Genomic DNA, 19,577 nt, shown 5'->3' with positions numbered 1-19,577 from the left:
ATTATTTTTAAATATTTCATAGCCCGTCAAAAATTCAGTCTTCAATCAGCTTTTGCGGCTATTTTCCTTAAATTTGACCGATGAACGAATCGCTGTTTAGTTTAGCCGAACACACCCACCGCAGTATCTTCCTCACGGGGAAGGCGGGCACAGGAAAAACCACTTTCCTGAACCAGTTTGTGGCTAAAACCCGAAAAAAATTCATCGTGGTAGCACCCACCGGAATCGCAGCGATCAATGCCGGTGGAGTGACCATACACTCGATGTTTGGGCTGCCGTTACGCACATTTTTACCTACTACAGAACGCATAGATACAGATACTGCAAACAACATTGCCGATCTGATGCATCATTTCCGCTACCGGAAAGACAAGCTGAAACTGCTTCGCGAAATAGAAATCATCATCATCGATGAGGTTTCGATGCTCCGTGCGGATGTTCTTGATATGATGGATTTCTCGCTGCGGCACGTGCGCCGCAACCAGCAGAAGTTTGGTGGTGTGCAGATGCTTTTCATCGGCGATCTCTACCAGCTGCCGCCCGTGGTGCGAGATGAACATATCCTGAAACAATATTATAATTCGCCCTTCTTTTTCGACAGTTACGCGCTGAAGGAACTGCCGCTGATTACACTCGAACTGACGACGGTTTATCGCCAGAAGGATGAAAAATTCCTGGAGATCCTGAATGAAATCCGTGACGGTGAGATCCGTGATATCGATTTCGAAACGCTCAATGCCCGATATATTCCAGACTTTGAGCCGAAGGACGAGGCATACGTCTATTTGACCTCCCACAACCGCATGGCGGATGACATCAACCAGAAAAAACTGGCCGCACTTCCGGGAAAAGCGCATTTCTATAAGGCTGAGATCATTGGTGACTTTAATGAAAATCAGTATCCGAACGATGAGGTTCTGGAGCTAAAAGTAGGTGCGCAGATCATGTTCATCCGTAATGACGCGAGCGGAGAGCGGCGCTATTTCAATGGGAAACTGGCTGAAGTTGTCGGTCTTTCCGAAAAGGAAATCTCGGTGATCATCGATGGTGATGATGAGATATTTAAACTTAAAAAAGAGAATTGGGACCAGAAAAGATACTCGCTGGGTGAAGACAAAAGCGTGAAGGAGGAAGTCCTGGGCAGCTTTTCACAGTTTCCGGTACGGCTTGCCTGGGCGGTCACCATTCACAAATCTCAGGGACTTACTTTTGACAGGCTGATCATCGATGCCGGAAAATCTTTCGCGTCAGGTCAGGTTTATGTGGCGCTTTCGCGTTGCCGGACTTTGGAAGGCATTGTTTTAAAGTCTAAAATCACGCCTGAAGTCATTTATTCAGACCGCAGGGTTTCGAAGTTTCAGGATGAAACGCATGCGAATTCGAAAATTGAGGAAATATTAAATGCTGAAAAGTACGATTACAGCATCCAGAAAATCATCAGCAAACTCGAATGTTCGTGGATCGCGCCTACGATTGACGTCTGGTTTCAGAACGCGAAACAGGCAAAACTCACGGATAAGGATAAAGTGGTTTTTCTGCATCAGACACTCCGGCCGGAAGCTGAAAATTACCGCAAAGTCTTTGAAAAATTCCGCCGTGTCATCCAGCAGATGACGCATAGCTTCATCGAGGGAAAAACGACCTGGGACGAGATAGAAACAAAAGCGAAAGGTGCGGTAAACTTTTTTTTCACCAATGTAAATTCAAAGATATTCTCGCTGCTGAAGGAATTCTATGCCGAAACCAAAGGCGTAAAAGGTCTTAAACAGTACAACGAAGATTTTCGGGTGTTCCTTGATGACCTCGAAGATTACCTGAACGACCTTAAGAAAGTGCATCTGCTGGAGAAACCACTGTTTGATTCTAAAAATGAGGAAATCATAACGACTAAGATTGCGAAAATTCCGTCGCATATCCTTACGTTTCAGCTTTTTGAAGAAGGTAAATCGATACCCGAAATCGCGCGCGAACGCGGACTGGTGCCCGAAACCATTTACGGACATCTGGCGAAGTTCGCGGAAAGAGGTTTGCTAGACCTGAAGCGGATTTTCGACAAAGACAAAATCAAAACATTTGAAAAGGAATTCAAAAAAGACGACACCCACGAAACCTTAAGTGCCTGGAAACAGGTGCTGCCAAAAGATTTTGAGTTTAATGAAATCCGTGTTCTGCTCAATCACTATACTTTCGTGAAAGAAAGCAAGACGAAATAGTTTAAATATTTAAACTTAACGGCTACTTTTTCTGGTGGTTCTGGAACTTCTTGATCAAAGTGTAAAATACCAAAAAGCCGAGCACAAACACCATCATCCTCGAAATCAGGTCGCCGGCGCGGGTGTAAAACGTGGTATGGTCATACAGATTCACTTTCGCATAAAGAGTGGTTTTGTCGCCGTAAAGTGTATCTGCCATGATGTTTCCGCGGGCATCGATGTGCGCTGAAATCCCACTGTTCGCGGAACGCGCAATCTCACGTCTCGTCTCTATCGCGCGAAGTTTGGCATACGCCAGCAGCTGTTTGTGGCCCTGTGTAACGCCCCACCAGGAGTCGTTTGTCATAATCGCGAGAAAGTTCGCTCCTTTCTTAACGTAATCAGTAACAAACTCACCGTAGATGCTTTCATAGCAAATGATCGGCGCGAGTTTGCCCGCGTTGTACGGATTCGCAAAAACTTTGCGTTCATCATCCACCCCGAGGGACGCTACCGTACCGCCGAGGTCTATCATTGCATCGCCTAAGACTGGTTTCAGCACGTTGATGTAAGGGAAGATTTCAACGCCGGGAACCAACTTGCCTTTGTGATAAACTTCCACGTTGTGGTTCGGTATGATCTGCACGGCAGAATTGTAGCTGTCAACAAACGACCCTGAGGAAGTTTGATAAGCCGTGGAAGACTTTTCATTTTCGTCGCGGTAAAAGCGGTGCGATGAGATTCCGGTCGCGAATACTGATTTGGGATGTTTGCCTAAAAACTCTTTCACTGAATTCAGAAGCGTACTGTGTTCAAAGCCTGTTTCGGAAATAGAGCCGAACCCCGGCAGCGAGGTTTCCGGCCCGATGTAATAATCAATCTGGCCGGTCGAATTTTGTTCTGCAAGCGTCAGCAGGTCATTGAGTATGGTAAGGCTGTCTTTTGAATATTTTTCGGTGTATGGATCAAGCTCGGGCTGCAGCATTAACACACTGACAGAGCCGGTCGGTTTTAAGTCAAAATTTTCATATTTAACCACTGAAATCAGCATTGGTAACGCGATTCCGGCTAAGATTACTGCAGAATTGATGATCAAAGACCTGCGTTTTCGCGCGGCTTCCCAAATTCTTACCGTATAAAAGATATAGACGTTTACGAGCAGGATCCAGAAACTTCCGCCGGTGGCGCCCAGGGTATCATACCATTGGATGAGTTTCGGGTAATCTGCAAACGCGTTTCCAAGGTTTAGCCACGGCCAGGTAAGTTCCCAACTTAAATGGAATTTTTCCCAGCACATCCAGATCGCTACGAAGAACACGAGCCCGAAATAGGTTCCCTGCGCCTTCTTGTACCAGTGATAAAGTTGGAATAAAAGCGCGTAAAACAGCGAATTAAACACCACTGGCAAAACCACCGCCGCGACAGAATGTGTGCCGTCCGGGTTCTTTGAGCCATATAGCCAGCCTGTAGTGACGATGTTCCAGATGATGAAACACAGGTAGGCGAGACCAAAAACCGACCAACTTTTGTTTTTTAATTTCGAGAATTTGGTGATGTCGTGCTCCATCATGAGCAGCGGGACCAGTGCGAAAAAAAGAAAGAACGGAACGCCGTACGTAGGCCACGAGACGCTGAGTAAAACCGCCGAAAGCAGTGAAAGTATGATATATTTCATTGAATTTTTTAAAATTGAGCCGTGTGGAAGGTCGCCAGGACGGTCCTTACAAATTTAAGCAAATAAAAAAATGTAAGTGCTCAGGAGACAATACTATTCAAAGCGTTTTTCGAACTCCACGCTTACGCCGTGCATTTCGCCCGGCATGGGCGGATTGGTCTTGGTGATTTTACATTTAATGTGGCTCACAGACGCGAATGTTTTAGCGATCCTTTCCATGATTCTGCCTGCCACATGTTCCATGAGTTCTGAGGGAATCTTCATCTCCTCGTGGATGAGGGTGTTGATTTCAGCGTAATTCACCGTATCACTGAGGTTATCGGTTTGCGTGGCTTTCCAAAGATCTGCAGAGATTTCGGCGTTTACCAGATAGTAAGTTCCGAGTATTTTCTCTTCGGGCAGCACGCCGTGGTAAGCATAGATCTTTATGTCTTCCAGGAGAATTTTTGAGGTCATCTTTAATGAATTTAGTTTAAATTAAAGCTTTATTTCAGGATCTTAATGGTTTGGAAAAGGAACAGTATCTAATCATTTAAATAAAGCATTGCATGCCCGTAATAAAACATAAGTATCTTTTACCTAAAACATGCGGGTCTTTTATTAAAAACATACGGACGTTCTTCAAAAAACGTCCGTGTCTTTTTATGTAAGCTGTCTTCCCTTAAGTTTAAATGATAAAGGTACGCGCATCCGTAGAGTATTATCTTTGCGCGAAAGCTTGCTATTTGATCATTTTGCTCATATCGAGCATCGCCTCGATGGGTTTCAGCGCGCGCAGACGAAGGTCTTCATCCATCGTGATTTCCGGAAGTTCATATTTCATGCAGAGATAGAGCTTTTCCATGGTATTTCGCTTCATGTAGAAACATTCAGAACAGTTGCAGCTCTCATCAAACACAAGCGCCGGAATGAGTTGCTTATGAGGTGCGCGCTTGCGCATCTCGTGCAAAATTCCTTCTTCTGTAGCCACGATGAAAACGGTTGCCTCGTCTTTTTCTACATAATTGAGCAAAGCCGACGTAGAACCTACGAAGTGTGCGAGATCGAGGACCGCAGACTCGCTTTCAGGATGCGCGATGAGTTTAGCCTCCGGAACTGACGCCATTTGCTGCGCGATCCTTTCCATAGAAAACGCTTCGTGTACGATGCAGCTGCCATCCCAGAAGATCATGTCGCGGCCGGTCTTCTTCGCCAGATAACGGCCGAGGTTTTTATCTGGAGCGAATATGATGGGTCTGTCTTTCGGTAAAGATTCTATGATGGTTTCTGCGTTGGAACTCGTCACGATTATATCTGATTCTGCTTTGGTTTCCGCGTTACAGTTGATGTACGTGGCGATGATGGCGTTCGGATGTTTAGCTCGCATGGCACGCAAACCTTCGCCGCTGCAGCCGTCGGCCAGTGAACAGCCGGCCTGCGTATCCGGTAAAACGACTTTCTTTGTCGGGTTCAGTATTTTTGCGGCTTCAGCCATAAAGTGCACACCACAAAATGCGATCATGTTTGCATCGGTATCTTTGGCCTGTCTCGCCAGTTGCAGCGAATCACCTAGAAAGTCCGCGATGTCCTGAATAGCGGGCGGCTGATAGTAGTGTGCGAGAATAACCGCGTTTTTTTCTTTTTTGAGGTCGAGGATGGCCTGCACCAATTCTTCGCCCTTAGGAATGATGAGGTCGTCTATTTTTAAGAATCCTCTTACCGGAAGGTTTGATTTTGCTTTATCTAATGTCTCTGTGCTCATCGGCTGAAATATTGTGGGTTTGGATGGATAAATTTATAATTAAAATTCTGAATGAACTTTTCTGCGGAGATTATTCGGGCGCTCTTTCCGGTATTATCGCCGGGAATGTTCAGGATCTGGCCAATCGTAGGATGCTTTGGAGCTACTATGTTAAAAGTTTCCGCCTGCACATCTGACTTTAAAATCAAATGGACAGCGTGCACGATATCTTCGTAGTGGATGTGGTTGACGGCTTTATCGGCGTCAGCAGGTGCGCGGTTTTTGAAAAAGTTTGTGAGGTTCCGTTCATCGCCCATCAGTCCGGCCAGACGAAGAATATTGGTTTGCGGGAATTTTGTGCGGATGATTTCTTCTGAGGCGGCGAGATCTTCGCGCAGATTCTCATGCTGTTCTTCCGAAAAAATGCCTGCGCTTTGCGGGTAAATTCCGGTAGAGCTAAAGAAAACTGTTTTAGGAAAACTCAGATCAAGTGTTTGTAGTGCTGCGTGCCAGTTGTCTTTCGCAGCCGGCATGCTGAATATGGCCGCATCACAATCATTTAAAAAAGTAAAATCTGCCGTTTTCCCGAATTCGAGGAGGTGTGCTTCTGCACCGGTTGCTGAAATCTGTTTGAGCTTTTCAGGCGAAGTGGTGGTGGCGATAATCTGTTCGCCCTGTTTTACGAGGTATGCTGCAAGCCGTTCACCCAGCCAGCCGCAGCCAAGTACCGCCACTTTCATGACGCTAAAAAGTTTTCGATCAGTGTTTTTATTTCGGTTTTGGCCGCGTCTAGGTCATCGTTGATGACGGTTTTGTCAAATTCAGACTGGAAACCGATTTCCTCAGCGGCTTTTGCCACGCGCGTCCGAATGGTTTCGGCATCATCTGTAGCGCGCGAAGTGAGCCTGCGCTCCAATTCAGCGACAGACGGCGGCATGATGAAAATGGAAAGTGCTTTTTCACCGAAATATTTTTTCAGGGAGATTCCGCCTTTTACGTCCACGTCGAAAATTACAACACTGCCGCGGCTCCAGATATCTGCAACTTCAGATTTCAGTGTGCCGTAATATTTATCGGTATAGACTTCCTCAAATTCCACAAATGCCTCTTCAGCAATCCTCGCGCGGAACTGATCGGGCGTTAGAAAATGGTAGTCGATTCCGTCTTTTTCGCTTCCGCGCGGCGCGCGCGTAGTGCACGAAACGGAGAAAGCCAGTTGTGGAAAGGTTTCGAGGCAATATTTTACGAGTGTGGTTTTTCCGCTGCCGGAAGGAGCTGAAAATATGATGACTTTATTCATTGCGGATGATGGGTGATGAACGGTTGTTGGAACTACTTTACACTTTTTCCTGGCTCTTGATTCTTCTTACAAAACGTTCAGCGTCTGTTCTTTGATCTTTTCGAGGTCGTCTTTCATCATCACGACGAGTTTCTGTATCTCAGCGTGGTTGGCTTTGGAACCTAATGTATTGATTTCCCGACCCATCTCCTGCGAGATAAAACCAAGTTTCTTGCCGTTGTAATCTTCATTTTTCATTACGTCGGTGTAATATTTCAGGTGCTGCGCAAGGCGGACCTTCTCTTCAGAAATATCAAGTTTCTCAGTATAGTAGGCCATTTCCTGATAGAATCGTGTTTCATCGATCTGCGCAAACTCCTTCAGTGTGTTCTGATAGCGTTCTTTCACTGCTTCGAGGCGCACACCTTCATAAGGCACCACCATTGAAAGATAGGTTTCGATATTGTGGATGTTGCGTTTAAGTTCTTCATGCAGAATGTCGCCTTCGGTTTTTCTGAAAGTGTCGAATTTCTGCAACGCTTCCTTTACAAGACCTGCGAGGAAATTCCACTCCGCTTCGCTGAGGTCGTCCTGTTTTGCGGCCACTGCATCGGGCATTCTCACGGCCATTTTCAGGTATTCAAAGTCGGGTCCGTCCGCTGCTACTTTTTTCAGTTCGGTGATATAGGCACTGATCAGATTGTGGTTAATGCTCACTTCGCCGCCTTCCTGCAGGTTTTCAAGGTTGATGTAGCAATCTACTTTACCGCGCAGGATACCGTCGTTCAGTATCTTCCGGATTTCAAATTCTTTTTCCTTATACCGAACCGGCATTTTGATGTTGAGATCAAGTGATTTACTGTTGAGAGATTTAAGGTCAATGGTAATCTTTTTACCTTCAAAAACACCTTCACTTCTGCCGAAACCGGTCATGGATAGAATCATGCGTATATTTTATGCTGCAAAGATAGGGATTTCAGGAGCTATTTTTAATATTTCAGGCGATTGCCTGCCGCTTTTTAGGTCCTTTGATATTTAAATTTAAAGATTAAAGGTGCAGATTTTAAACTGATCCGAATTAAAGCCGGAGATCACAGATTATCCGGAATATATTAAGGCTTACGCTCAAGTTTACGCGCTCCGAAAAGATTATTTTATATATTTGCAAGTCTATATTTTAAAGATTTAAAAATATGCTTAAATCGCTTTTCCACTGGAAAGTACTTCTGAATATTCTGTTGGCCGCCGCAGTTTTCACCGGTCTGGTCTGGCTGACTTTCCGCTGGTTAGAGTTGCATACCAATCACGGTAAGGAAATTCCTGTTCCGAATGTGATGAACAAGTCGGTGCATGATGCAATCCGCATCCTCGATGATTCCGGACTTGATTATGAAGTAGACAGTTTTAAATTTGATCCTAAATTCCGGCCTTTTCAGGTGCTGCAGATTTATCCTGCACCGGGCTCACGCGTAAAGGACGGCCGTACCATTATCTTGAAAGTAAACCCACGGACCTGGGCACAGGTTTCAGTTCCCGATATCTTAGACCGTTACAAAGGTCTTGCCTTCCGCCAGCTAGAACAGGTTGGGCTCAAAGTCGGCGACACCATCTACGAACCGAGCATTCAGCGCGATGCGATCTTACGGATGACTTACAACGGAACTGCGCTGAAGCCGGGGACTTTGCTGCCGCGTTTTTCCACAATCGGAGTGGTGATCGGTGCCGGCCCGAAACGGAACATCACGGTGCCAAACCTGGTCGGTCTCACGGTACAGGAAGCTAAAGCTGTTATTGCACAGAATTTATTTGAGGTTGGGCTTGTAGAAAGTGAAGACGGCAAACAGGACGAGTCTGATATCGTGTATTATCAGGATCCCGCGGCCTTTGATGTACGAGACCAGGGTATGCAGATTGATATTTGGTCGAGTAAGAAAACACCGGCTGAAATGGGCGCGAAAATCTCACAGCTCAATTCCATTTACCGCATCAGGCTGGAGGAGGTTCCGCCAATGCCGAATTATGATGATGGGCCGGTTTACACAGAGCCTGCTCCGCGCACAGAACCGCGACAGGAGGCACCAAAAACGGAAACTCCAAGAACTGAGGCTCCGAAAACCGAAACGCCAAAACCTGCAACTAAAACGGATGCATCAAAACCAACTGCATCCAAAACTACCGCAGACCCAAAACCTAAAACACAGACAACCACAACGCCTGCGAAAACCGAGGAAAAACCCAAGGCGCGAAAAGTTGTTGTAGAATAAGTTTTATTTAAAAACAAAATACCTGAGCTTCAGCCTGCCTGAAGCTTTTTTTATCCAATGACCGATCCAGACGAAGATTTTTTAGATGAAGACCTGCTGAATGCAGATCCTGCTGACACGGAAGCTGCGGAACTCTTTGAGCATCTGAATATCACGGTTGACGGCAACCAGCAGCCGCTTCGCATCGACAAGTTTCTGCATATTTTCAGGCAAAATTCTACGCGCAACAAGATCTCGCAGACTTGCCGGGCCGGAAATGTAGTGGTGAACGGTAAAGCCGTGAAGCAGAATTATCGCGTAAAACCCGGCGACCAAATTTCGGTTTTGCTTAGCCGTCCGCCACGTGAAAATGTCATCATTCCACAAGATATTCCGATAAATATCGTTTACGAAGATGATGACCTGGTGGTTGTAGATAAAGATCCGGGCATGGTGGTGCACCCCGGACACGGAAACTGGGACGGCACATTGGTGAACGCTTTGGCTTATCATTTTGAGAAAAACGGTGCTAAATCCGATCTCGACAGGGTAGGTTTGGTACACCGCATTGATAAAGATACTTCCGGGCTGCTGGTGATTGCAAAGACAGAATATGCATTAAGTTTCCTCGCGAAACAGTTCTTCGACCGCAAAACGCGCCGCTTATACTGGGCTTTTGTATGGGGGAATATGGCAGATGATGAAGGTACAATTACCGGAAATATTGGCCGTCACCCGAAAAACCGTCTGCAAATGTCGGTTTATGAAGACGGCAGCGCCGGTAAGCATGCGGTGACGCATTACAAGGTTATTGAACGTTTTAAATACATGACCTGGGTAGAATGTAAGCTCGAAACAGGCCGGACTCACCAGATACGGGCGCATTTCAAGCATATCGGTCATACCCTTTTCAACGATGAAAGATACGAGGGTGAACAGATTTTGAAAGGCGTGAACCTTCCGAAATACCGGCAGTTCATCAAAAATGTTTTCGAAGTATTGCCGAGGCATGCACTGCATGCGCACACGCTCGGCTTTATTCATCCCACGACAAAGGAGGAAATGTACTTCGAGAGCCCAATGCCAGAGGATATGTCCGCGGCGGTGGAAAAATGGCGTAACTATCTTGAAAACAATTGAGTAAAAAGTTGGTATATTTGCAAAAATTTTGATTTGACCCACACTATGAGGAAATTTGGAGCCTTATTTTTTATATTTATCTGTATCAATTTCTTCAAAAGTCAGGAGACACTGCCGTTCTATCAGCAGTATCTGATGGACGGAGACTTTCTCTTCAACCCCGCACAGTACGGAAAAACCGATGATGTGGTACTCAATTTAAACTACCAGAAACAGTTTGCAAGCTTTGACCAGTCACCCAATGTGCAGTCTATCGGGTTGCATGCCAATGTTTTTGACCGGGTAGGGGCAGGTCTGAGTTTCTTTCGCGACCAGAACGGTCCGGTTTCGTCAAACGGAATTACCGGCGGTGCATCCTATTTCATCCCCATTGATGATGACGGCGAGCGCAAGAGCCAGTTTTCATTCGGTACTTCGGTAAGTTTATATAACATGAACATTGACCTGGCGATGCTGAATCCTCAGGATCCCGGTGATTACACACTTTCTGAAGACAACAACAGTATTTTTCTGGCTTACGCGAATCTTGGTATGGCTGCTACGTACAGGGGGCTTTTTGGTAGTGTGTCGGTGAATGATATTGCGATCACAAATGATATCCCCATTGTAAACGGTATAGAGCCTGAACCCACAAAATATATCTTCACACTTGGCTACGATTATTACCTGGCCGAAGGCTTTGCCTTAAGTCCGTCTGTGATGATGAACCTGAATACCAATTCAGCGCGGATCATGGATTTTAACCTGATGGCGACGGTTGGCGATGAAGACACCACGTTTTCCGGCGGCGCGAGTTTCCGTACGGCCAAGAACAAATTCGGAAGTCAGAACCTAGGTTTTTCACCGGTTATCCGGGCGAAAGTGAACAACTTCACGTTTGGTGCCACGTATAATTTTGGTCTGTCTGATGTACAGCAATACGCGGGCAGCAGTTTTATGCTGAGTGTAGGTTACAACCTCGAAAACTTTATCAATCAGCGCGGTTTCAGGTATTGATAAGGGGGAGAAGAGACAAGAGTCAAGAGCCAAGAGCCAAGAGCCGAGAGCCATGAACCAAGAGCCAATCCAACCTTAAGAATTCACAATCAAAAATCAGCACTTTCTAAGTCATGCTGTATATTCACATTCCGTTCTGCAAGCAGAAATGCAGCTACTGCAACTTCCATTTTTCCACTTCGTTGAAATACAAAGGCGAAATGTTGGCGGCCATCAAAAAGGAGATTGGTTTGCGGAGTCATGAACTTCAGGAGAAAGAACTGAAATCGCTCTATTTCGGTGGCGGAACGCCGTCTGTTTTGGAAGTTGACGAGCTTAAAATGCTTATCGATGAGGTTTTAAAATATTTCACCTTTGCGCCCGACATCGAAATTACGCTTGAAGCCAATCCCGATGATCTGAATTCGGCTTTTCTTAAAGACCTGCGCTCAACCGAAATCAACCGGCTTTCCATCGGGACCCAAAGTTTTTTTGATGACGATCTGGTCTTGATGAACCGTGCGCATTCAGCCGCAGAAGCTGAAAGTTCGATCAAGCGTGCGCAGGATTCCGGCTTCGAAAACTTAAGTATCGACCTGATTTACGGCTCGCCCACTTCCGATTTTTCGCTATGGAAAGAAAGTCTGAATAAAGCCGTGGCGCTTGAAGTGCCGCATATTTCAGCTTACGCCTTAACCGTAGAACCGAAAACTGCCCTCAACCAATGGATTGCGCAGAATAAAATTCAGCCACCCAAAGAGAGCGAACAGACCGAGGATTTCTATTATATGTCCGATTTCCTTAAGCTTAACGGTTTTCAGCATTATGAGATTTCAAACTTTGCCAAACCCGGCTTGGAGTCGCGGCACAACACGGCGTATTGGCAATACCGCGAGTATCTGGGCCTCGGGCCCTCGGCGCATTCTTACGACGGGCGCAGCGAAAGAAGCTGGAATGTGGCCAATAATCAGAAGTATATAAATGCATTAAACCAAAATATTTTAGCAAAAGAAACCGAATTTCTGTCCGAAAAAGACCGTTTCAATGAGATGCTCATGATCGGTTTGCGGACGGCGAAAGGCGTTGATCTCTCCGTTTTAAATCAAAGTTTTAGTGCTGAGATCCAAAACCATTTAGACAAAGAAACTTCAGGGAAACTTCAGCGCGGAACGCTTGTCATTGAAAATGGATTCCTGAAGATCCCGGAAGTGCACTGGTTCCTGGCAGACGGCATTGCGGCAGATCTTTTTTACCTCGGCGGGGACTAAACTCCGTATGCAGAGGCCGGCGAATGGTCAGCGCGTTTACAAATTCCGTATTTTTGCACAAACTTTAGGCAGTTGAAAAAGAAAAAACAGGATTTCAGCCATCTTTCGGCCACGCAGCCGATCGGTATTTTTGATTCGGGCGTGGGCGGACTTACCGTTGCACGCGAAATCAAGAAACTTTTGCCCCACGAAAATCTTATCTATTTCGGTGATACCAAGCATCTGCCGTACGGCGAAAAATCGCGCGAGGCCATCGTGGGATATTCCACCAAAATTGCCCGGTTCCTGCTCGAAAAAAACTGCAAAGCGATCGTGATTGCGTGTAATTCGGCCACCGCGAATGCACTAAAGGAAGTCCTCGATGAAGTGGCCGACCACGTTCCGGTGATCGACGTCATCAATCCTGTAGCCGAAAAAGTGGCCTACGAAATTCACAATAATGTAGGCGTTATCGCGACGAAAGCTACGGTAAGTTCGGGTCTTTACCGGAAATCAATCCGCAAGCACAACCGTTTCATCAAAGTGGACGAACTTGCTACGCCGCTGCTCGTGCCCGCGATTGAAGAAGGTTTTAAAAATCATCCAATAACGCATTCGATAGTTTACAATTATTTGAGTAACAGTAAATTAAAGAATATCGAGACGCTTATATTGGGATGTACACATTATCCTCTATTGATTGACGAGATCCGTCAGTATTACGGAAACCGCGTGCGTGTAATCGATTCGCCCGGTATCGTGGCCAATCAGCTTAAAATGATCCTTGATCAGCACGGCTTGCTCAATTCTAAAAATCCGGAGCCCACGTACGAATTCTACCTCTCTGACCTGACGAAAACTTTTGAGAAAATCTCTAAAAAATTCTTCGGAAACAGCATCCAGTTGCAACTGCAGACACTTTAGGTTAATGGTTAATTGTTAATGGATGATTGTTAATGGTTAATGGTTGATGGTGAATTATTAAGGGTTGGTGGTTAAGTTTTCCCCCGCAGTTTCCTCAGTTGCTTCCATGGTGGCGGAATAGAACGAGAAGCTCACATTACCGTATTTGCGTGTATCGAGCAGGTTGGGATGTTCAAATTTCTGGCGGCTCTGGTGTTCTAGGATAAAGATTCCACCGGGTTTTACGTAGGCGTTATTCAATACCCAATCGATAAGTTCCGCATATTTTTTTGCATCGGTATCGAAGGGCGGGTCAGCCATCACTATATCGTAAGATTTTCTGCCACGGTTTTTTTTCAGATAATCGAAAACGTCGCCACGCTGCACGTTTACCTGCAAAGCCATTTCAAGATCTGCGGCGGTAGTGCTGATGAAGGCCGCATGTTTGGCATTCAGTTCCACTGAGGTGACGTCCTGGCAGCCACGCGAGGCAAATTCAAGCGAAACGGAACCGATTCCCGCAAACAGGTCGAGTACGGAACTCGCCGTCATATCGATATTAAAACGGTTTTCGATGATGCTGAACAGCGCTTCTTTCGCGAAATCTGTTGTAGGACGCACGTTAAAGTTCTTCGGGGCTGATATTCTTTTGGACTTCCATCGTCCGGATATGATTCTGTACATGTTTATGCTGGGTGTATGGTGTAGGGTGTAGGGTGACAGATGTGATGCTGCTACTGATTTATAATATTATAATTTATTTTTAAAAGCGATTATGTGGTTGATGAGTCTGTATGATTCGCTGTATATTTCGCTAAAAGTTTCTTCCGGTATGTACTTTCTGTTTTTAGCTTTATACAGGCAAGTAACCACTTCTGCGATTGACCTAATTGAATAACTAAGAAATCTTTTAAATTCGGGATTGCTCTGCAGAATACTTCCTTCGGCGATATTCAGTGCAATGGAATCTGCTGCGCGTCGTATCTGCGAAGTGAGATTAAATTTTTCTTCAGCCGGGAAATTAGCGGAGACATTAAAAATAGTTTCGCCAAAGGTCATTGAATTCTGCCAGATTATCAGTTTTTCAAATTTAAAACTCATCGGTATTATTTTAGTTCAATATCCCGGTTCATCCATCGTCCAACATCCATCATCCATCATCCAACACCCATCATCCCGCCATCACAAAATTCTTCTTCGGCACGTTATCAAAAACAATCCTGATTTTCTTTACGAATTTTCGGAGTTCAGAGATGAATGTTTCATTTTCGGTGGTTTCGCCGTAAACAAAAAACGAGGTTTCAGCGATTCCAAATTCAATTTTACTTAAAGTGAACATGATGAAATAAAGAAAATCAACTTCCGAATTGACATCAAGGTTGTTGTACAGGATGACTTTTTTATGGTCAAGTGCTACAAATTCACACTGGTTATGGTAGAGATTGATGTGAATCTCTTTCTGGTTGCGCGCCTGGAGGCTGTTCAGAAACTTTTCGCCCGAAAAATTGAAAGTGGCCGGTATGTTGAGCCCTTTTATCATTGAATAAATCGCTTTAGGCATCGTATAATAAAACTGCACGCCAAACTTTTTATTCACCGAAAGCATCAGTTCTTCCTCATCTCGGTTCACCGGCGCATTAAAGGCAATCAAGTCATAACCAAGATCGTGTTGGGCAAAACCTTCAGGCATGAGCGTAAAATGGTTGAGCGCAGAAATCACCGAGATCTGACTGAACTTTTTAGTTTCTAAAAGTGTTTTGAGTTTTTCCTGAACTGAATTCTGCGCGGCGGCATCCTCAGCGTAAAAACCATGTTCCTCCAGAACGGTTTTGTTTTTCAGAATCTGGTACTGTAAACCGTCTTTGATGAAAAGCAGCGAAAGTTTTTGCATAATATTGAGGTCTGCGCAAATTTAATAAAAAATTAGCAGCCTTTTTTTTGGAACATATGACGGCAATCACACAAAAGGGATTTCAGAAGTTGTAATTTTGAATAAATTCAGGACACATGAAAAAATTAATTTATTTAATGATGATCTTGCTTGGCGTTGCTACACAGGCGCAGCAAAAAAAGGAGCAAGTTCAGGTAGTGGAAGCTTCCTGCGGGCAGTGCCAGTTCCATATGAAAGATAAAAAAGGCTGTGACCTTGCCGTGAAGATTGACGGGAAGACGTATTGGGTGGAAGGCAGCGGCATCGATGATCACGGTGATGCGCATAGCGGAATGGGTTTTTGCAATGCGGTCCGGAAAGCCGAAGTGAGCGGTAAAGTGAAAGGGAAGAAATTTTTGGCGACATCATTTAAACTGTTACCGGAAGGGAAATAGTTTTTCGTCCAATTGGGCTATAATAAAGGTCGCCCTTACGCGGTTTTCTAATTGCGCGATTTGCAGTTCAATTGCCTCATTCCCACATTTTCAAATTCTCAAATTTCAAATTATTCAAATTTCAATTTCCCTCACCTAAACCTCACCATCACGCTGCCGGTCTGGTGATAGAAAAAGTCGTGGTCTTCGAAATCGATGCCGGTCTGGCCGCGCAGGTAGTCGAAAACCATATTCTGCAGCACACCGTCACCGAGACCGTGGATGATCTCGAGTTTTTTAAGTTGGTTGCGCCGGCAGTAAGCCATCGCCTCTTCCAGTTTTTCCTTTTGAATTAACAGCCGCTCAAACGAGCTGTGTTCGGCAGGGTTTGATACTAAATTTTCGAAATGGAGATCCAGCACTTTATGTGTTTGCTGATGTTTCTTTGATCTTTTAACCGTCGGTTCGGCTTTTTTAATGACCGGCTTTCCTTCGTAGAGCGACGGGTTTCGGATCACCAGTTTGTTTTTAGGATATTCGTGCATAAAACCATGCGCATCACGGAACGTAACCGTTTCCCCTTTCACGGCCGTGACAGTTCCTTTTATATCATCATCGATAAGCGATATTCTGTCACCCGGTTTCATTTTAAATGCTTTTGGGCAAATTTAAATATTTTTAAAGGTTTCAGGCTCTTCGGAATTGCCGCTTTAAATCAAATGTAGCCGTGCAGGAGTTTACCGTTCCACTCTTCACGTTTGCCTGCCACCGGAATAAATTCCGTAAATTTGAAATTAACTATAAAAGATTAAAAAAAAGACAAGTATGGATCCAATATTCGGCCTGATAGAGCAGGAAAGACAAAGACAAACCCACGGACTCGAATTGATCGCTTCAGAAAATTTCGTGTCAGATCATGTGATGAAAGCCATGGGCAGCGTGCTCACCAACAAATACGCGGAAGGATATCCGGGCCGTCGCTATTATGGAGGTTGCGAAGTGGTGGACGAAGTGGAAACACTCGCCATTGACCGTGCGAAAGAACTGTTTGGTGCGTCGTATGCGAATGTTCAGCCGCATTCAGGTTCACAGGCCAATGCCGCGGTTTATCTGTCGGTGCTGAAACCCGGTGATAAGATTTTAGGTCTGGACCTTTCTATGGGCGGACACCTGACGCATGGTTCAGCCGTGAATTTTTCAGGAATCCAGTATGAAGCGCATTTTTACGGCGTTGACCGTGAAAGTGGTCTGATCGATTACGAAGCGATGCGCCAGAAAGCGCTTGAAGTGAGGCCAAAGATGCTGATCGCGGGTTATTCGGCTTATTCCAGGGATATCGATTTTAAAAAGTTCCGCGAAGTGGCCGATGAGGTGGGCGCTACGCTTTGGGCCGACATCGCGCACCCGGCCGGACTGATTGCGAAAGGACTTTTAAGTTCGCCATTCGAGCATTGCCACGTCGTGACGACCACCACACATAAAACTTTACGCGGGCCGCGTGGAGGACTGATCATGATGGGTAAAGATTTTGAAAATACCTACGGACACAAAACACCAAAGGGCGAGACCAAAATGATGAGCGCGGTGCTCGACAGCGCCGTTTTCCCGGGAATTCAGGGCGGACCGCTCGAACACGTGATCGCTGCGAAAGCGGTTGCATTCGCCGAAGCTATCGATCCAAAATTTGAAACCTACGCTAAACAGGTCATCGCGAACGCGCGGGCACTTGCAAAAGCCATGATCGGTCATGGCTTCGACATTGTGAGCGGAGGTACCGACAATCATCTGATGCTGGTTGACCTTAGAAATAAAAATGTAAACGGCAAAGAAACCGAAAAAGCACTTGTAAAAGCTGACATTACGTGCAACAAAAACATGGTGCCGTTCGACGATAAATCCGCCTTCACCACTTCGGGAATCCGTTTGGGTACGGCTGCTATCACTACGCGTGGCCTCAAAGAAAACGATATGGAAACCATCGCGGGGCTGATCAATGAGGTGGTTACGAACATCAAAGACGAATCGGTGGTTGCGAATGTTCGCAAGCAGGTGAATGAGTTGATGGACGCGCGGCCGCTGTTTGGGTTTTAAGTAGAGCCAAGAGTCAAGAGCCAAGAGCCAAGAGCCGAGAGCCAAGAGCGGAGACATGTGGGACACCAAATCTATAGTCGAAACCTGACTTCGGAGATTTTTGCGTTAAAAAATTATAGATAAATTGCGTTAAAAAATTCCCATTGTTTGCCTCCTTTATTTATTTTTTTTAAAGGAATCGGCGAATAATATTTGAGTGGCGGCAGTAATCTTCAACCGTAGCAAACATTTGCAATCCGCCCGAGTTTTGGGAATTTTAGCAAATTATTTATAATTTTAGCAAAAAGATCCAGTCTTGAACTTTTGGTTCTTTTACTCATCATTATTTTATTGTTTTTTTGGTATTCGTGATATGCTTCGCAGTTGTTTCAAGACAAAAGAACTATTTAGTGAATAAGTAATACAAAGATGGATCAGAAAAAATCCTATACTTTCCCCGAAATCAAACAGAAGATGGCCGCGTACTGCAGTTATCAGGACCGCTGTCACCAGGAAGTGGAGCAGAAAATGCGTGATTTCCTGCTGATTCCGGAGGCGAAAGACGAGATTTTGCTGTACCTGATGAGGGAGAACTACCTCAATGAGGAAAGATTCACGCGAAGCTATATTAGAGGAAAGTTTTATATTAAAAGTTGGGGCCGGAACAAGATCCGGCAGCACCTGAAATTTAAAGGCGTGCCTGAAAAGCTGATCAGCAAATGCTTCGATGAAATTGATGACGACGATTACGCGAAGACGATAGCCAAAATTTATGCTCAATATTTCGCGCGCCAGTCGGGGAAAGAATATCAGAAGAAATCAAAGACGGTGAAATACCTGTTGGGTCGGGGATTTGAGTATGAAGAAATTAATAAAGTGTCGGCTGGAGAGGACGAATAAGTGGCGTCGGATGTGCCTGTTGAGTTTATGGTTTAGGCATGAGGGGTTTAGGTGAGGAAAATATGCGCGAAAGCAGTCCAGCCTAAAGGCGTTAAATTTCCCTATTTAAAAATGTCCGAATCGGTGGTTTTCAGTATCTTTGTTAGCCCAGTTCAGCGCTTCCGGATTAATTGTGAAGGAAGTGGCTGAAGATCCTCCAAATCCTCTCTTTGGATGCGTTTCCGTTCCACGCAAATCCAACATTACAGCATCATTTCTGCATTGAATCTCCATTAAGTTATTGGAGAGATATTGCACTTATATTGCACTTATATTGGATTTAGGTAAGGGATGGCTGGTGTCGGGGCTGAAGCAATACACAGTGTGACCTATCGTAAAGTAGAAGGATTACTGTCAATACCGGATCCGGGCTATATCCAAAACATTAAACCCGTGGGCATTGTACACCATAGCAGTGTGCTTCCAATATCGCCTGCCTGTCTGTCAGGTTTTAATCCGTTCCTTTGACTTTAATTTATCAGATGCTGTCCTGATGCAGTAATCTGCCTTCTATTTGTGAGTGCAGATTTAGGATACTGTCATGCTGTGTAGGCGTGCAGACTCCCGTTTAAATTTGGCAATACTGTTTTCACTGTCGGATGATGAAAATCATAGACTTGAAAAGGCGCGCTGCATGCGGATTTTAAACATTTCATTTTTTTGGTAACACTAAGTTAATGCGCAATCTGTTGCGAACCTCACAAACAAACAGTACTTTTGGAACAAATATTTATTAAATGGTGAAAAATCTATTCTCTATTTCCCTGATTGACTGTCTGCCCGTCTGTGGCTCATCCTCTTAAGCATTTGTCGTGCTGATCAATTTTACAATTTAAATATCCCTTTCCGGCTGCGTTTCTGCAATTCCGGACTGTATACTTGTACTGTAT

General features: G+C 45.1%; 20 protein-coding genes. 9 read left to right on the top strand and 11 right to left on the bottom strand.

The genetic code is table 11. From position 1 onward, the window contains the following. The first annotated feature begins 80 nt into the window (after positions 1-80). Positions 81-2,213: a helix-turn-helix domain-containing protein gene (locus H9628_RS01075; RefSeq protein WP_251832271.1), complete on the top strand. Its 2,133-nt coding sequence runs from the start codon at positions 81-83 to the stop codon at positions 2,211-2,213. 22 nt (positions 2,214-2,235) lie between these two features. Here the strand turns inward: H9628_RS01075 and lnt are convergent, their stop codons facing one another. The 6 genes from lnt to H9628_RS01045 all read right to left on the bottom strand — a co-directional run bounded on the left by lnt (position 2,236) and on the right by H9628_RS01045 (position 7,811). Continuing rightward, a complete protein-coding gene (lnt, locus tag H9628_RS01070) occupies positions 2,236-3,867 on the bottom strand; it encodes an apolipoprotein N-acyltransferase (protein ID WP_251832270.1) in 1,632 nt (543 codons plus the stop codon). Positions 3,868-3,960: 93 nt separating this feature from the next. Beyond that, entirely contained in the window at positions 3,961-4,323 is a 363-nt protein-coding gene (folB, locus tag H9628_RS01065; RefSeq protein WP_251832269.1) for a dihydroneopterin aldolase, read from the bottom strand. A 265-nt stretch (positions 4,324-4,588) separates the two neighbouring features. Then, the gene (nadA, locus tag H9628_RS01060) at positions 4,589-5,608 is read right to left on the bottom strand and encodes a quinolinate synthase NadA (protein ID WP_251832268.1); all 1,020 of its coding nucleotides are present in this window, start codon (positions 5,606-5,608) and stop codon (positions 4,589-4,591) included. Beyond that, entirely contained in the window at positions 5,605-6,327 is a 723-nt protein-coding gene (locus tag H9628_RS01055; protein ID WP_251832267.1) for an NAD(P)-binding domain-containing protein, read from the bottom strand. Before H9628_RS01055 ends, nadA begins: the two co-directional genes overlap by 4 nt. Next, positions 6,324-6,887, bottom strand: a complete 564-nt coding sequence (gmk, locus tag H9628_RS01050) for a guanylate kinase (RefSeq protein ID WP_251832266.1) — start codon at positions 6,885-6,887, stop codon at positions 6,324-6,326. The genes H9628_RS01055 and gmk overlap by 4 nt, the downstream gene beginning before the upstream one ends. Before the next feature lie 66 nt (positions 6,888-6,953). After that, entirely contained in the window at positions 6,954-7,811 is an 858-nt protein-coding gene (locus H9628_RS01045) for a YicC/YloC family endoribonuclease (RefSeq protein WP_251832265.1), read from the bottom strand. A gap of 248 nt (positions 7,812-8,059) precedes the next feature. On the opposite strand from H9628_RS01045, the gene H9628_RS01040 reads away from it, so the two are divergent. From H9628_RS01040 to murI, 5 genes are all read left to right on the top strand, one after another. Then, the gene (locus H9628_RS01040) at positions 8,060-9,130 is read left to right on the top strand and encodes a PASTA domain-containing protein (protein ID WP_251832264.1); all 1,071 of its coding nucleotides are present in this window, start codon (positions 8,060-8,062) and stop codon (positions 9,128-9,130) included. A 57-nt stretch (positions 9,131-9,187) separates the two neighbouring features. Continuing rightward, positions 9,188-10,249 carry an RluA family pseudouridine synthase gene (locus tag H9628_RS01035; protein ID WP_251832263.1) on the top strand — a complete coding sequence of 354 codons (1,062 nt, stop codon included), beginning with the start codon at positions 9,188-9,190 and terminating at the stop codon, positions 10,247-10,249. Positions 10,250-10,294: 45 nt separating this feature from the next. Then, a complete protein-coding gene (locus tag H9628_RS01030; RefSeq protein ID WP_251832262.1) occupies positions 10,295-11,245 on the top strand; it encodes a PorP/SprF family type IX secretion system membrane protein in 951 nt (316 codons plus the stop codon). A 113-nt stretch (positions 11,246-11,358) separates the two neighbouring features. Beyond that, positions 11,359-12,492 carry a radical SAM family heme chaperone HemW gene (gene hemW, locus H9628_RS01025; RefSeq protein WP_251832261.1) on the top strand — a complete coding sequence of 378 codons (1,134 nt, stop codon included), beginning with the start codon at positions 11,359-11,361 and terminating at the stop codon, positions 12,490-12,492. Between the two features lie 72 nt (positions 12,493-12,564). Beyond that, positions 12,565-13,395 carry a glutamate racemase gene (gene murI, locus H9628_RS01020; RefSeq protein ID WP_251832260.1) on the top strand — a complete coding sequence of 277 codons (831 nt, stop codon included), beginning with the start codon at positions 12,565-12,567 and terminating at the stop codon, positions 13,393-13,395. Between the two features lie 57 nt (positions 13,396-13,452). On the opposite strand, the gene H9628_RS01015 is transcribed toward murI, so the two are convergent. The 3 genes from H9628_RS01015 to H9628_RS01005 form a co-directional block, all read right to left on the bottom strand. Further along, a complete protein-coding gene (locus H9628_RS01015) occupies positions 13,453-14,058 on the bottom strand; it encodes an RsmD family RNA methyltransferase (protein ID WP_251832259.1) in 606 nt (201 codons plus the stop codon). A 66-nt stretch (positions 14,059-14,124) separates the two neighbouring features. Continuing rightward, positions 14,125-14,475, bottom strand: coding sequence for a four helix bundle protein (locus tag H9628_RS01010; RefSeq protein WP_251832258.1), 351 nt, complete (start codon positions 14,473-14,475; stop codon positions 14,125-14,127). A gap of 70 nt (positions 14,476-14,545) precedes the next feature. Further along, complete coding sequence (locus H9628_RS01005) at positions 14,546-15,265, bottom strand: DUF3822 family protein (protein WP_251832257.1); 720 nt, start codon at positions 15,263-15,265, stop codon at positions 14,546-14,548. A 116-nt stretch (positions 15,266-15,381) separates the two neighbouring features. Between H9628_RS01005 and H9628_RS01000 the strand changes: the two genes are divergently transcribed. Further along, positions 15,382-15,699 carry a DUF6370 family protein gene (locus H9628_RS01000; protein ID WP_251832256.1) on the top strand — a complete coding sequence of 106 codons (318 nt, stop codon included), beginning with the start codon at positions 15,382-15,384 and terminating at the stop codon, positions 15,697-15,699. Between the two features lie 131 nt (positions 15,700-15,830). Here the strand turns inward: H9628_RS01000 and H9628_RS00995 are convergent, their stop codons facing one another. Further along, positions 15,831-16,325: a Smr/MutS family protein gene (locus H9628_RS00995; protein ID WP_251832255.1), complete on the bottom strand. Its 495-nt coding sequence runs from the start codon at positions 16,323-16,325 to the stop codon at positions 15,831-15,833. Between the two features lie 178 nt (positions 16,326-16,503). On the opposite strand from H9628_RS00995, the gene glyA reads away from it, so the two are divergent. Both glyA and H9628_RS00985 read left to right on the top strand, forming a co-directional pair. Continuing rightward, a complete protein-coding gene (gene glyA, locus H9628_RS00990) occupies positions 16,504-17,769 on the top strand; it encodes a serine hydroxymethyltransferase (RefSeq protein WP_251832254.1) in 1,266 nt (421 codons plus the stop codon). A gap of 408 nt (positions 17,770-18,177) precedes the next feature. Continuing rightward, complete coding sequence (locus H9628_RS00985; protein ID WP_251832253.1) at positions 18,178-18,648, top strand: regulatory protein RecX; 471 nt, start codon at positions 18,178-18,180, stop codon at positions 18,646-18,648. 105 nt (positions 18,649-18,753) lie between these two features. On the opposite strand, the gene H9628_RS00980 is transcribed toward H9628_RS00985, so the two are convergent. Continuing rightward, positions 18,754-18,921 carry a hypothetical protein gene (locus H9628_RS00980; RefSeq protein WP_251832252.1) on the bottom strand — a complete coding sequence of 56 codons (168 nt, stop codon included), beginning with the start codon at positions 18,919-18,921 and terminating at the stop codon, positions 18,754-18,756. Positions 18,922-19,577: the final 656 nt, after the last annotated feature.

Source organism: Kaistella pullorum (assembly GCF_014837035.1).
Taxonomy (GTDB): Bacteria; Bacteroidota; Bacteroidia; order Flavobacteriales; family Weeksellaceae; genus Kaistella; species Kaistella rhinocerotis.
Note: the sequence above shows the minus strand (reverse complement) of the source record. Positions and strands in the feature narration are given on the sequence as shown.